Below are 14,014 nucleotides of genomic sequence, written 5' to 3' on the forward strand. Positions count from 1 at the left end.
GCCGGGGGGCCCCGGGGTTCATATTTCACTGGGGGTGGGTGGGGCGCCCCCGGCGTTTGATCCACAAACCCCCTTGGGCGCGCCCCCCCCCCCCCCCCCCCTCCCCCCCCCCCCCCCCCGCTCCTACAGCACTTCCCACGGTATGCCTTGAAATTCCTCTGACAGGCCTCAGATAAGTGACTGCGGGATGCCGAAGTCGGGTTCCGCGATATGACACTTGCTGAAATCTTCAGGAGATTACTCATGAGCAACGTACTGTCCCTGGCCCCTCTGTTCCGCCAGTCCGTCGGTTTCGACCGTTTCAATGATCTTTTCGAATCTGCCCTGCGCAGCAATGACGCCGGCAGTTCTTACCCGCCCTACAACGTCGAGAAGCACGGCGAAGACCACTACCGCATCGTGGTCGCGGCTGCCGGCTTCGAGGATGACGACCTGGAGTTGCAGGTCGAGCGGGGCGTGCTGACCGTGGTTGGCAACAAGCGTGATCGCAGCGCCGAGAGCGTCAGCTACCTGCATCAGGGTATCGCTCAGCGTGCCTTCAAACTGTCCTTCCGCCTGGCTGACCATATCGAGGTCAAGGGCGCCAACCTGGTCAATGGTCTGCTTCATGTTGAGCTGGAGCGTATCGTGCCGGAAGAAGCCAAGGCCAAGCGCATTCCTATCGGCCGCCAGCGTCCGGCGCTGGAAAACTGAGCTGCTAGCTGATCAAGAAGGCGCCCCATGGGGCGCCTTCTTCGTTTCAAGCGACAGGTAGGGTGTGCCGTGCGCCCCGAGGGCGCTACCAGGTTACGGCTGCTACCTTCCCAGCAGTTCGCAGAAGACTTCCTGCGGTAGCGGCTTGCTGAACAGATAACCCTGGTAGAGGTGGCAGCCTTGCGCTTGCAGGAAGTCGAGCTGGTCCTGCTGTTCGACGCCTTCGGCGATCAGTGCCAGGCCCAGGCTGCGGGCCATGGCGACGATGGCGCGGATGATCTCGGCATCGTTGGGGTCGTTGGTGGCATCACGTACGAACGACTGATCGATTTTCAGCATGTCCACCGGCAGGCGCTTGAGGTAGGTCAGCGAGCTGTAGCCAGTGCCGAAGTCATCCATGGCAAAACTGACGCCATGCTTCTTCAGGCGCAGCATCTTGCCGACGGTGTCGTCGATATTCTGAATGACGATGCCTTCGGTGATTTCCAGCTTGAGCATGGCGTTGGGCAACTGACTGTCGCGCAGGCAGTTGGCTACGCGCTCGACGAAGTCGTGCTGGCGGAACTGGCGGGGGCTGATGTTGACGCAGAGGCTGAAGCGCTCGCCATCGACCAGGCCGCCAGCCAGTAATTGCGAGCAAAAGTGGCAGGCTTCGGCCAGCACCCAGCCACCGACTTCGACGATCAAGCCGCTTTCTTCCAGTACCTGGATGAAGTGCGCCGGCGATTGCGGCCCCAGTTGCGGATGCTGCCAGCGCAGCAGGGCTTCGGCGCCGACTACCTTACCGTCACGGGCGTCGACCTGGGGTTGGAAGTGCAGTTCGAATTCGCCGCGAGCCAGCGCCAGGCGCAGATCATTCTCCAGGCGCAGGCGAGCACTGGCAGCATCCTGCATGGTGGTACGAAACAGCTGGATGGCATTGCGGCCAGAGTCCTTGGCGCGGTACAGGGCGATATCGGCGCGTTTGAGCAAGTCCGCCGGGGTATTGCCGTGGTCGGGAATCAGCGCGACGCCAATGCTCGGCGTGACCTGCAGGCGGTGGCCGTCCAGCAGCATCGGCTCGGCGAGCAACTGGCGTAGCTTGTCGGCGACCTGGCGGACGTGGCGGGTGACCTCCGAGCGTTTGCCCTCCAAACCCGAAAGCAGGACCACGAATTCGTCGCCGCCCAGGCGTGCCACGGTATCCTCCAGACGCACGCTGGCTTCCAGACGCGCGGTGATCAGACGCAGTACCGAGTCCCCGACGGGATGGCCGAGCGAGTCGTTGATGTGCTTGAAGTGGTCGAGATCGAGGAACAGCAGGGCGCCGCGCAGTTCATGGCGCTTGAGCAGGGCGATCTGCTGAGTGAGGCGATCCATCAGCAGGGCGCGGTTGGGCAGGTTGGTCAGCGCATCGTGATAGGCCAGGTGCTGGACCTGCGCCTGGGCCTGCTTCAGTTCACTGATGTCGCGCGCGGTGAGCAGCAGGCAGGGTACACCATCGAGCTCGATGGGTTGCACGGACACGTCGACCAGGCGTAATTCGCCGTCGCGGTGGCGGCCATGCATTTCCATATGCAGCACCTGGCCGTGCTGGGTCAGGTGTTCGATCATGCGCACGCGCTCTTCGGGGTAGGCCCAGATGCTTAGCTCATGCACCGTGCGGCCGATCACTTCCCAGTCCAGGTAACCGGTGATGCGGGTAAAGCCTTCGTTGATCTCGATATAGCGGCCGGTATCACGTTCAGTGATGGTGATGGCGTCCGGGCTGGAGTGGAAGGCCTTGGCAAACTTCTCTTCCGAGGCTTGCAGGCGTTGCTCGCGCAGCAGCCGCTCGCTGATGTCGACCAAGGTACCGACCATGCGTTGTGGTTGACCGGCATCGTCGAGCTGCAGCTTGGCGGTGCTTTCGAGAAAACGCAGGCCGCCATTGTCCAGCTGTATGCGATAAGTGACCTGATAGTGACTGCGGCGCTCCTCGACCAGGCGCTGGTAACTCTGGCGCAGGCGGTGTCGATCTTCCATCGGCACCTGGCGGAAGAAGTCGAGGAAGGCGCCTTCGAACGGTCGTGACTCCAGGCCCTGCAGTTGCGATGCTCGGGCGCTGGCGAACAGTCGACTGCTGGGAATGTGCCAGTCCCAGGTGCCCAGGTCGGCCGAGTCCAGCGCCAGGCGCAAGCGTTGCTTGCTTTCGCTGAGCGCCTGCTCCTGCGCGCGTTGCTCGGTGATGTTGCGCACGGTGAGGACCAGGCAAGTGGTGCCGTTCAGCTCGATTTCGCCGCCGAACAGCAAGTTGCTGGTGACGCTACCGTCGCGGCTGAACAGCCGTACCTCCAGGTTGTTCAGGCGCCCGGCTTGTACCGCGTCGAGCATACGTTGACGGTCGCTGGGGTCCGCCCATATGCCTAGCTCCAGTGAGGTGTGGCCTACGGCTTCGGCGCTGCGCCAACCAAATTGCTGCTCGAAACTCGGGTTGACCTCGATGAAGCGGCCGCTGGCCCGGTCGGTGATGGCCACCGCGGCGGGGGTGTGCATGAAGGCCTTGGCGAACTTTTCCTCGCTGGCGCGCAGTGCATTTTCTGCGCGCTTGCGTTCGCTGGTATCGAGGAAGGTGCAGAGCATCAGGCGTTCGCCCTGCAACTCGATGTACTGGCTCGATAGAACACCGTCGAGAATCGCACTGCTGCGTGTGCGCAGCTGGACTTCCTGGATCACCGGTTCCCGGCTTTGCGGGGCCTGCTGGCGCAGCTGATCGCGCTGGCTGGCGTGGACCCAGAGGTTCAGGTCGTGGGTGTGGCGGCCGAGAATTTCGCTGGCCGTCCAGCCGAAGGCTTGGGTGAAGTGCTGGTTGATCTCGATGATCGCGCTGTCGTCGTAGCGCACCAGCATCATGATGTCGGGACTCAGACGGAACAGGCTGGCGAAGCGCTCCTCGGACGCACGCAGGGCCTCGGCGCGCTCTTGCTGGGCGCTGATGTCGCGGATCACTCCGAACATGCGCGGGCGGCCGTCGGCCTCGTACTGCAGGCTGCCGGTAATCTCCAGCCAGTGCAGGCTGCCGTCCGGCCAGCGGATACGATGGCGCAAGGCATTGGCGATCTGCTCGCCTTTGAGGATGGCGTTGAATTTCGCCAAGACCTCGGCGCGCTCCTCTTCAGGGATCAGTTCGATGTAATGCAGCTCGCGCGTTACCGGGCGATTGGGGTCGAGGCCAAACAGGGCCTGAGCGCCGCGAGACCAGTTGACCTGGCCACTGCGAATGTCCCAATACCAGGTGCCGAGATGGGCGCCGTTCAGCGCGGCTAGCAAACGTGGCGCATCCTGCCAGGTCTGCTCGAATTCGGCGGGGTCCATCGCCGGTATGTGTGGCAGGGGCGGGGTCTGGTCAGTCGATCTGGCCATGGCCGTACCTTCCTCTGGAGTGCGCGATGCGCGGGGCGGGCGTTAAAGGCATGTAGATATGTTTTTGTAGTTATGTCACCACGTTAGTCTCAGTTCGGATGCCTATGCAAGATCATCCCGCTGGCTGTCGAGCAGATCCATGAATGCCCGTGCGGCATTCGATAGGGTGCGCTCGGTATGCAGGATGTAGCCTAACTGGCGGGTCAACTGGATGCCCGGTATCGGCAGGCGCGCGACCTGCTCGTCGAGCATGGTGCGCGGCAGCACGCTCCAGGCCAGGCCGATGGAAACCATCATCTTGATGGTTTCCAGGTAGTTGGTGCTCATGGCGATATTGGGTGTCAGACCCTGGGCTTCGAACAGGCGCTGCACGATATGGTGGGTAAAGGTGTTGCCGCCAGGAAAGACGGCCGGATGCTGCGCCACGTCGGCCAGGCTGATCACTTGGCTGCGGGCCAGCGGATGTTCCGGTGCGGCGACGAAATCCAATGGGTCGTCCCACACGGCGATGGCGCGGATCGGTTCGCGGGTTTCCGGGGCAAGGGTGATCACCGCCAGTTCGGCGCGGCCATGCAGCACTTCTTCATACGCCACTTCCGAATCGAGGAACTGGATGTCCAGCGCTACCTGCGGGTGGGCGCGGGTGAAGGCGCGCAGTAGGGCGGGCAGGCGGTGCAGGCCGATGTGGTGGCTGGTGGCCAGGGTCAGACGGCCGCTGACTTCACCGGACAGGTTGGTCAGCGCGCGACGGGTATCGTCCAGCACGTTGAGAATCTGGTAGGCGCGCGGCAGCAGAGCGCGACCGGCCTGGGTCAGGCCAATCTCGCGGCCGAGGCGGTCGAACAGGCGTACGCCCAACTGTTGTTCCAGGCCGGCGATGCGTTTGCTCACGGCGGGTTGGGTCAGGTGCAGGCGCTCGCCGGCTTCGGAAAAACTGCCCGTCTCGGCGATGGCGATGAAGGCGTTGAGGTTGGCCAGATCCATGGGGCGCTCCGGGTAAATAATGATGCCCTGAGCATACATTCCTCTTCGGAATCCTTTGAATAAAAAATATGAATTTGAGTTATTTCGTGCCTGGCCATAGCATTCTCCCCATAAGCCGAAGGGCCATTTTTGCCCAGGCATAGAAAGGTGCACTTCTGACGCCGGGCGGTGATAACGCAGGCAGTTTACGGATGTGCTCAAAAGGCGCTGATGAGGTAAGGCTGATGACTGGCAAGACGCTCTACGACAAGCTCTGGGAAATGCACGAAGTGAAACGTCGCGATGACGGTTCCTCGTTGATCTACATCGATCGTCACATCCTCCATGAAGTGACCTCGCCGCAGGCCTTCGAAGGCCTGCGCCTGGCCGGGCGCAAGCCATGGCGCATCGACGCCAACATCGCCACGCCGGATCACAACGTGCCGACCACCAAGGCTGAGCGTCAGGGGGGCCTCGAAGCCATCGCCGACGAGGTCTCGCGTATCCAGGTACGGACCCTGGACGAGAACTGCGATGACTTCGGCATCCTCGAATTCAAGATGAACGACGTGCGTCAGGGCATCGTCCACGTGGTCGGCCCGGAGCAGGGCGCTACCTTGCCGGGCATGACCGTGGTCTGCGGCGACTCGCACACCTCCACCCATGGCGCCTTCGGTGCACTGGCCCACGGCATCGGCACCTCGGAGGTCGAGCACGTGCTCGCCACCCAGTGCCTGGTGGCCAAGAAGATGAAGAACATGCAGGTGTGTGTCGAAGGCAAATTGCCGTTCGGCGTCACCGCCAAGGACATCGTCCTGGCCGTGATCGGCAAGATCGGCACCGCTGGCGGTAACGGCCATGCGCTGGAATTCGCCGGTAGCGCGATCCGTGATCTGTCCCTGGAAGGACGCATGACCATCTGCAACATGTCCATCGAAGCCGGTGCTCGTGTCGGCCTGGTGGCGGTGGACGAGAAGACCATTGCCTACGTCAAGGATCGTCCGTTCGCGCCCAAGGGCAGCGACTGGGACAAGGCCGTGGCGCAGTGGCAGAACCTGGTGTCCGACGCCGATGCGGTGTTCGATACCGTGATCGAGCTGAAAGCCGAAGACATCAAGCCGCAGGTCAGCTGGGGCACTTCGCCGGAAATGGTCCTGGCCGTCGACCAGAACGTGCCGGACCCGGCCGTCGAAGCCGACCCGGTGAAGAAGGATTCGATCACCCGTGCGCTGAAGTACATGGGCCTGGCTGCCAATCAGCCGATCACCGATATCCAGCTGGACCGCGTATTCATCGGCTCCTGCACCAACTCGCGCATCGAAGACCTGCGCGCCGCTGCAGAGGTAGCCAAGGGCCGCAAGGTCGCCGCCACCGTCAAACAGGCGCTGGTGGTGCCGGGCTCCGGTCTGGTCAAGGCGCAAGCCGAGGCGGAAGGCCTGGACAAGATCTTCATCGAAGCCGGTTTCGAATGGCGTGAACCAGGTTGCTCCATGTGCCTGGCGATGAACCCGGACAAACTGGGCAGCGGCGAGCATTGTGCCTCCACCTCCAACCGTAACTTCGAAGGCCGTCAGGGCGCTGGTGGTCGTACCCACTTGGTCAGCCCGGCCATGGCTGCCGCTGCCGCAGTGACCGGCCGCTTTATCGACGTTCGTGAATTGATCCAGGCCTGAGGAGACCGCACATGAAAGCTTTCACCCAACACACCGGCCTGGTCTGCCCGCTCGATCGCGCCAACGTCGACACCGACCAGATCATTCCCAAGCAGTTCTTGAAGTCGATCAAGCGCACCGGCTTCGGCCCCAACCTGTTCGACGAGTGGCGTTACCTGGATGTCGGTCAGCCGAATCAGGACAACTCCAAACGCCCGGTCAACAAGGATTTCGTGCTCAACTTCCCGCGTTACCAGGGCGCCAGTGTGCTGCTGGCGCGCGAGAACTTCGGCTGCGGCTCTTCGCGTGAGCACGCACCCTGGGCGCTGGACGAGTACGGTTTCCGCACCGTGATCGCGCCGAGCTTCGCTGACATCTTCTTCAACAACAGCTTCAAGAACGGCCTGCTGCCGATCATCCTCAAGGATGAAGAGGTCGATGCGCTGTTCGAGCAGGCCGAGGCCACCGAAGGGTATCAACTGACCGTCGACCTCGAAGCGCAGACCGTGACCCGTCCCGATGGCGTGCAGTACAGCTTCGAAGTCGACGCCTTCCGCAAGCACTGCCTTCTCAATGGCCTGGACGACATCGGTCTGACTCTGCAGGATCAGGAAGCGATCAAGGCGTTCGAGGTCGGTTATCAGCAGAGCAGCCCCTGGCTGTTCGGCGCGATCAAGTAAGGCGTTCGATAGGGTGCGCTGTGCGCGCCTGATTTAAAACTATTTAAGTGGTGCGCACGGCGCACCCTACGGTTCGAAGAGGATGCGATGAGCAAGCAGATTCTGGTTCTCCCAGGTGATGGTATCGGCCCGGAAATCATGGCCGAGGCGGTCAAGGTATTGAACCTGGCCAACGACAAGTACGCCCTGGGGTTCGAGCTGAGCTTCGATGACCTGGGCGGCGCCGCCATCGACCGTTACGGCGTGCCGCTGGCCGACGAAACCCTGGCGCGCGCCAAGGCTGCCGATGCCGTGCTGCTCGGCGCCGTAGGCGGGCCGAAGTGGGACACCATCGATCCGGCCATTCGCCCGGAGCGCGGCCTGCTGAAGATCCGTTCGCAACTGGGCCTGTTCGGCAATCTGCGTCCGGCCATCCTCTACCCGCAACTGGCCGAGGCTTCCAGCCTCAAGCCGGAAGTGGTTGCCGGCCTGGATATTCTCATCGTGCGTGAGCTGACCGGTGGCATCTACTTCGGTCAACCGCGCGAGAGCAAGGTACTTGAGAACGGCGAGCGCATGGCTTATGACACGCTGCCGTACAGCGAGAGCGAAATCCGTCGTATCGCCAAGGTCGGTTTCGACATGGCCCGCGTGCGCGGCAAGAAACTGTGCTCGGTGGACAAGGCCAACGTCCTGGCCTCCAGCCAGCTGTGGCGCGCCGTGGTCGAGGAAGTGGTCAAGGACTATCCGGACGTCGAACTGAGCCACATGTACGTCGACAACGCCGCCATGCAACTGGTGCGTGCGCCCAAGCAATTCGACGTGATGGTCACCGACAACATGTTTGGTGACATTTTGTCTGACGAAGCTTCGATGCTCACTGGTTCCATCGGCATGCTGCCGTCGGCATCCTTGGACGCCAACAACAAGGGCATGTACGAGCCGTGCCATGGCTCCGCGCCGGACATCGCCGGCAAGGGCATCGCCAACCCGCTGGCCACCATTCTCTCGGTGTCCATGATGCTGCGTTACAGCTTCGGCCAGGTCACTGCCGCCGATGCCATCGAGAAAGCGGTGAGCCTGGTGCTGGATCAGGGCCTGCGTACCGGTGATATCTGGTCCGAGGGCAAGACCAAGGTCGGTACCGCCGCGATGGGTGATGCAGTAGTCGAAGCGCTGCGTAGTCTGTAATCTTCCCAGCCCCGCCGGGGTGGTTCCGGCGGGCTGTTTATATAGGTGTAGTCGTTATGAAACGTGTAGGTCTGATCGGTTGGCGTGGCATGGTCGGTTCCGTGCTCATGCAGCGCATGCTGGAAGAGCGGGACTTCGACCTGATCGAGCCGGTGTTCTTCACCACCTCCAATGTCGGTGGCCAAGGCCCTGCCATTGGCAAGGACATCGCCGCGCTGAAAGATGCCTACAGCATTGACGACCTCAAGGGCCTGGACGTGATCCTGACCTGCCAGGGCGGCGACTACACCAGTGAAGTCTTCCCCAAGCTGCGTGAAGCCGGCTGGCAGGGCTACTGGATCGACGCGGCCTCCAGCCTGCGTATGGATGATGAGTCGGTGATCGTGCTTGATCCGGTCAACCGCAAGGTCATCGACCAGGCGCTGGATGCTGGCACCAAGAACTACATCGGCGGCAACTGCACCGTCAGCCTGATGCTGATGGCCTTGGGTGGTCTCTACGAAGCCGGTCTGGTGGAGTGGATGAGCGCCATGACCTACCAGGCCGCCTCCGGTGCTGGCGCGCAGAACATGCGCGAGCTGATCAAGCAGATGGGCGCGATCAATGGCGCTGTCGCCGATGATCTGGCTGATCCGGCCAGCGCCATTCTCGACATCGACCGCAAGGTCGCCGAGGCCATGCGTGGCGAAGGCTTCCCGGTCGACAACTTCGGCGTGCCGCTGGCTGGCAGCCTGATCCCCTACATCGACAAGGAACTGCCGAACGGGCAGAGCCGTGAAGAGTGGAAGGCTCAGGCCGAGACCAACAAGATTCTCGGTCGCTTCAAGAACCCGATCCCGGTAGATGGCATTTGCGTGCGCATCGGCGCCATGCGCTGCCACAGCCAGGCGCTGACCATCAAGTTGAACAAGGATGTGCCGATGGCTGACATCGAAGGCCTGATCAGCCAGCACAATCCCTGGGTCAAGCTGGTGCCGAACCACCGCGAAGATTCCATCCGTGACCTCGGCCCGACTGCCGTGACTGGCACCCTGAGCGTTCCGGTCGGCCGTCTGCGTAAACTCAACATGGGCTCGCAGTTCCTGGGCGCGTTCACTGTGGGTGACCAGTTGCTGTGGGGCGCTGCTGAGCCGCTGCGTCGCATGCTGCGGATCCTTCTGGAGCGCTAAGCGTCGGGCGGGACATCCGGAGTCAAACAAAGCCCTTCTGTTTCGGCAGAGGGGCTTTGTCTTTTCAGGGCTGAGCAAGTCGATTGCCTGGGCGATGGGGCGCAGTTACAGTGCCGCTCCCTCTGCGTCTTAGGTCAGCTCATGAGTCAGTCCATCAATATCGCCGTGATCGGCGCCACCAGCAACGTCGGCGAAGCGCTGGTCGAATTGCTCGAAGAGCGTGAGTTCCCGGTGAGGGACCTGCATCTGCTGGCCAGCAGTGAATCGGCTGGGCAGAGTCTGTCGTTCCGTGGTCGGCAGGTGCGGGTCAGATCGCTCGATGCCTTCGATTTCGCCCAGGTACAACTGGCGTTCTTTGCCGCGGGACCTGAAGTGACGCGCAGTCATCATGAGCGCGTGATTGCCGCCGGTTGCTCGATCGTAGACCTGAGCGCCGCTTTGCCGCTTGCGCAAGCGCCATGCGTATTACCTGAACTTGGCGCCGCGGGCCTGCCAGTATTGACCCGGCCTTGGTGCGTCAGTGCAGCGACGCCTTCTGCGGTTGCCTGCGCGCTGGTGCTGGCGGCGCTGAAGCCTGTACTGCAGCCGCAGCAGTTGCAGGTGACTGCGATGCTGTCGATCTCCACCCTGGGGCGTAGCGGTGTGCAGGAGTTGGCGCGGCAGACCGCTGAGCTGCTCAACGCGCGCCCGCTGGAGCCCAAGACGGTGGATCGACAGATCGCGTTCAACCTGCTGGCCCAGGTCGGCGAAGTGGATGACCAGGGGCATGCTCAATTGGAGAAGCGTCTGGCCGCCGAGATTCAGCAATTGTTGAGTCTGCCTGGGCTTCCGGTGGCCGCGACCTGCGCCTTGGTGCCAGTGTTCTTTGGCGATAGTCTCGCGCTGGGCGTGTATGCTGATTCGGATATCGATATCAATGCCGTGCAGCAGTCGCTAGAGGTGGCGCAAGGCATCGAGTTGGTTGAAGCAGGCGACTACCCGACGGCAGTGGGCGATGCGGTGGGGCAGGATCAGGTCTATGTGGGGCGCGTCCGTGGTGGCGTGGACGATCCACGGCAACTCAATTTGTGGATTGCGTCTGATAATGTAAGAAAAGGCGCCGCCCTAAATGCTGTGCAGATAGCTGAGTTATTGATAAAACACTATCTGTAAAAGATACTTACCTAGAAATTTGAAGAATCTTTCTAGCTTGGCAATACTGGCTGAGTTGATTGCTGAATGGGGAGCCGCTCGTAGAGCGGAGGCAGGCAGCAGTTCTCAAGACCCTCTCGCATGCCGAGAAAAAAGATAAAACAAGGGATAACGCTATGGTTCGGGTTCGCAAACTGGTGCTGGCAATCGCAGCCGCTTCCGCGCTGTCTTCCGGTATGGCGCATGCGCTGGGGTTGGGTGAAGTTACCCTGCAATCCTCGCTGAATCAGCCGTTGGTAGCGGAAATCGAACTGCTGGAGGTGCGCGATCTGGCCTCCAACGAGGTGATTCCGAATCTCGCGTCCCCTGAAGAGTTCGTCAAGGCTGGTGTCGACCGCCAGTACTTCCTGACTGATCTCAAATTCACTCCCGTATTGAAGCCCAACGGCAAGAGCGTGATTCGCGTCACCTCGAGCAAGGTGGTGCGTGAGCCCTACCTCAACTTCCTGGTGGAAGTGCTTTGGCCGAATGGTCGGTTGCTGCGTGAGTACACCCTGCTGCTCGATCCGCCGCTTTACTCTCCGCAAACTACCGTAGCTGCTGCGCCGCAACTGCCCATCGCCGCGCCTGCACCGCGCCCGTCCGCGGCTCCTGCTTCCGCTTCTGTACCGCGCAGTGCAGCACCCGCTCCGGCCCCGCGTCCTGCTGCACCGGCGCCGGCGTCGCGCGCCATTGCCGGTAACGAATACAGAACCACTGCCAACGATACGCTCTGGGAAATCGCCCAGCGCGTCGGTGGTGGCTCTTCGGTCAACCAGACCATGCTGGCCATCCAGGATCTGAACCCTGATGCCTTCATCGGCGGTAACATCAACCGCATGAAGAGCGGCCAGGTGCTGCGCCTGCCGGACGAACCGCAGATTCGCAGTCGCAGCAATGCCGAAGCGGTCGCCCAGGTCGCCGAGCAGAATGCCGCCTGGCGTGAGGGTCGCGCTGTGGCCTCGCGTCAACTGGATGCCACTCGCCGTACCACTGCTGGCGCCGCACCTGCGACTGCAGAGGCGAGCGACAGCCTGAAGCTGGTTGCTGCGGAAGCAGGTCAGTCCACTCGCGGTAGCGATACGGGTTCGGCGGGTAGCAAGGCATTGGCCGACAAACTGGCAGTGACCCAGGAAAGTCTTGATTCGACCCGTCGTGAGAACGCCGAACTGCAGAGCCGTGTAGGTGATCTGCAAAGTCAGCTGGACAAGCTGCAGCGTTTGATGGAGTTGAAGGACAGTCAACTGGCCAAGTTGCAGGCTGAACTCTCGGCAGAGCCCGCAGCGCCTGCTCCTGATGCAGTGCAAGAGCCGCCTGTGGAAACTCCGGCAGCGGCGCCTGAAGCCGCGCCGCCCGCTGCGGAAGCGGCAACGCCGCCGACTACGCCGCCTGAGGAGGCGGCGCCTGACTACAACTATTCCGAGGAACCGGCTGCGCCTGTCGAGGACAGCGCCGCCGCGACCGAACAGCCGGCCACTGAGCCGGCTGCTGCCGTTGAACCGGCCGCCCCAGCCAAGCCTGTCGAAGCAGCCAAGCCTGCAGCGCCTGCACCGGCTCCAGCCCCAGCCCCAGCCCCAGCCCCGCAGAGCTTCATTGATGACCTGATGGCCAACCCAATGACGTTGGGCCTGGCGGGTGGTGGTGCGCTTCTGCTCCTGTTGGTTGGCCTCATGGCGCTGTCGCGCCGCAACGCTCAGAAAGAGTCCGAGCTGCAAGATGAACTGGCTGACGAACTGTCCCAGGATCAGGCGTTCGCCTCCGATCTGGACATGCCTGAAGACAGCTTCGCAGGTCTCGACGACGAGCCTGTCCAAGCAGCCCAAGCCGCTGGCGAGGAACGCGTGACGGCGCAGACCGGCGACGCACTGGGTGAAGCAGATATCTACATTGCATACGGGCGCTTCAACCAGGCGGCCGAGCTGCTGCAAAACGCGATCAACGACGAGCCGCATCGTGCTGATCTGCGTCTGAAACTGATGGAGGTCTACGCCGAGCTGGGTGACCGTGAAGGCTTTGCCCGTCAGGATAACGAGCTGCGCGAGATCGGCGGTGTTAATGCAGAAGCCGAGCAGCTGAAGTCCAAGTATCCGGCGATCGCTGCCTTTGCAGGAGCTGGTGCGGTGGCCGCGGCTACCTCCGCCGATGACGACATGAGCGAGTTCAGCCTGGATGACCTCAGCCTGGATGAGCCAGCTGCAGAGGCGCCTACCGCCACTGGTGGCGATCTGGATGATGCTTTCGACCTGAGCCTCGACGACCTGGAAGCTGATCTGGAGAGTGATGTTCAGTCCGCCCAGGCTGAGCAAGCGCCGTTGTCGCTGGACGATGATCTGGACTTCGGTCTGGTCGATGAGCCCGTCGCACCGGCTTCTGCTGATGACGATCTGAGCTTCGATCTGGCCCTGGATGATGACAAGGTCGAACTGTCCCAGCCGGCCGACGATCTGTCCGCCTTCAGTCTGGATCTGGATGAGCCGGCTCCGGCAGCCAGCGACGAAGCTGACGATTTCCTGCTGAGCCTCGATGACGATGCGCCGCTGAGCCAGCCGGCCGACGACCTGTCCGATCTGAGTCTCGATCTGGCTGACGATAAGTCATCTGGTGAGCTTGATCTGCCGGCTGACTTCGATCTCTCGCTCGAAGACGAAACGCTGGCTCAGCCGACTGTTGCTCCCGATAGCTTCGCCGCGCAGCTGGACGAGGTAACCGCCGAGCTGGATCAGCTGTCGACTGACTTCGAAGAGCCGCAAGTAGCTCCGCTGGCGCCGGCTAGTAGCCTGTCCAGTGACCTGGATGGCGATGATGACTTCGACTTCCTGTCCGGCACCGATGAGACCGCGACCAAGCTGGATCTGGCTCGGGCTTACATTGATATGGGCGACACCGAAGGTGCGCGCGACATTCTTGATGAAGTAATTGCCGAAGGCAGCGATGCTCAGCAGCAAGAGGCTCGCGAGATGATTGCCAAGATGGTTTGATTGATACATGTCTGACGCAGTACCTGTAGCGGGGGGGGGGGGGGGGGGGGGGGGGGGGGTGGGGGTTTGAGAATGGGGGCGGGGGCAGGGGGACGGGCGGGGTGGGTTGGTTGGACGACGGGGGCGAGGGAGGGCGGGGAGGAGCGCGCGGGGAGGGG

9 protein-coding genes are annotated in these 14,014 nt (G+C 62.2%); 7 read left to right on the forward strand and 2 right to left on the reverse strand.

The window, feature by feature from the left end; genetic code table 11:
• Positions 1-243 precede the first annotated feature (243 nt).
• On the forward strand, positions 244-693 hold the full coding sequence (locus tag EGJ86_RS23595; RefSeq protein WP_106735208.1) for an Hsp20 family protein: 450 nt from the start codon (positions 244-246) through the stop codon (positions 691-693).
• 102 nt (positions 694-795) lie between these two features.
• Here EGJ86_RS23595 and EGJ86_RS23600 read toward each other — a convergent pair whose 3' ends face one another.
• Together EGJ86_RS23600 and EGJ86_RS23605 are read right to left on the reverse strand one after the other, a co-directional pair.
• Positions 796-4,074 (reverse strand): EAL domain-containing protein, encoded by a 3,279-nt coding sequence (locus tag EGJ86_RS23600; RefSeq protein ID WP_125836835.1) that lies wholly within the window; start codon positions 4,072-4,074, stop codon positions 796-798.
• Positions 4,075-4,176: 102 nt separating this feature from the next.
• Positions 4,177-5,058: a LysR family transcriptional regulator gene (locus EGJ86_RS23605; RefSeq protein WP_099525523.1), complete on the reverse strand. Its 882-nt coding sequence runs from the start codon at positions 5,056-5,058 to the stop codon at positions 4,177-4,179.
• A gap of 224 nt (positions 5,059-5,282) precedes the next feature.
• Here EGJ86_RS23605 and leuC point away from each other — a divergent pair, with 224 nt between their 5' ends.
• The 6 genes from leuC (at position 5,283) to EGJ86_RS23635 (ending at position 13,856) form a co-directional block, all read left to right on the forward strand.
• Positions 5,283-6,710 carry a 3-isopropylmalate dehydratase large subunit gene (gene leuC, locus EGJ86_RS23610; RefSeq protein WP_125836836.1) on the forward strand — a complete coding sequence of 476 codons (1,428 nt, stop codon included), beginning with the start codon at positions 5,283-5,285 and terminating at the stop codon, positions 6,708-6,710.
• Between the two features lie 11 nt (positions 6,711-6,721).
• Positions 6,722-7,369: a 3-isopropylmalate dehydratase small subunit gene (gene leuD / locus EGJ86_RS23615; protein WP_099525416.1), complete on the forward strand. Its 648-nt coding sequence runs from the start codon at positions 6,722-6,724 to the stop codon at positions 7,367-7,369.
• A gap of 87 nt (positions 7,370-7,456) precedes the next feature.
• Entirely contained in the window at positions 7,457-8,539 is a 1,083-nt protein-coding gene (leuB, locus tag EGJ86_RS23620; RefSeq protein WP_125836837.1) for a 3-isopropylmalate dehydrogenase, read from the forward strand.
• Between the two features lie 56 nt (positions 8,540-8,595).
• On the forward strand, positions 8,596-9,708 hold the full coding sequence (gene asd / locus EGJ86_RS23625; protein ID WP_106735212.1) for an aspartate-semialdehyde dehydrogenase: 1,113 nt from the start codon (positions 8,596-8,598) through the stop codon (positions 9,706-9,708).
• 141 nt (positions 9,709-9,849) lie between these two features.
• On the forward strand, positions 9,850-10,860 hold the full coding sequence (locus EGJ86_RS23630; RefSeq protein WP_125836838.1) for an aspartate-semialdehyde dehydrogenase: 1,011 nt from the start codon (positions 9,850-9,852) through the stop codon (positions 10,858-10,860).
• A 155-nt stretch (positions 10,861-11,015) separates the two neighbouring features.
• Positions 11,016-13,856 carry a FimV/HubP family polar landmark protein gene (locus EGJ86_RS23635; protein ID WP_125836839.1) on the forward strand — a complete coding sequence of 947 codons (2,841 nt, stop codon included), beginning with the start codon at positions 11,016-11,018 and terminating at the stop codon, positions 13,854-13,856.
• Positions 13,857-14,014: the final 158 nt, after the last annotated feature.

The organism is Pseudomonas sp. o96-267 (assembly GCF_003935465.1).
GTDB lineage: Bacteria > Pseudomonadota > Gammaproteobacteria > Pseudomonadales > Pseudomonadaceae > Aquipseudomonas > Aquipseudomonas sediminis.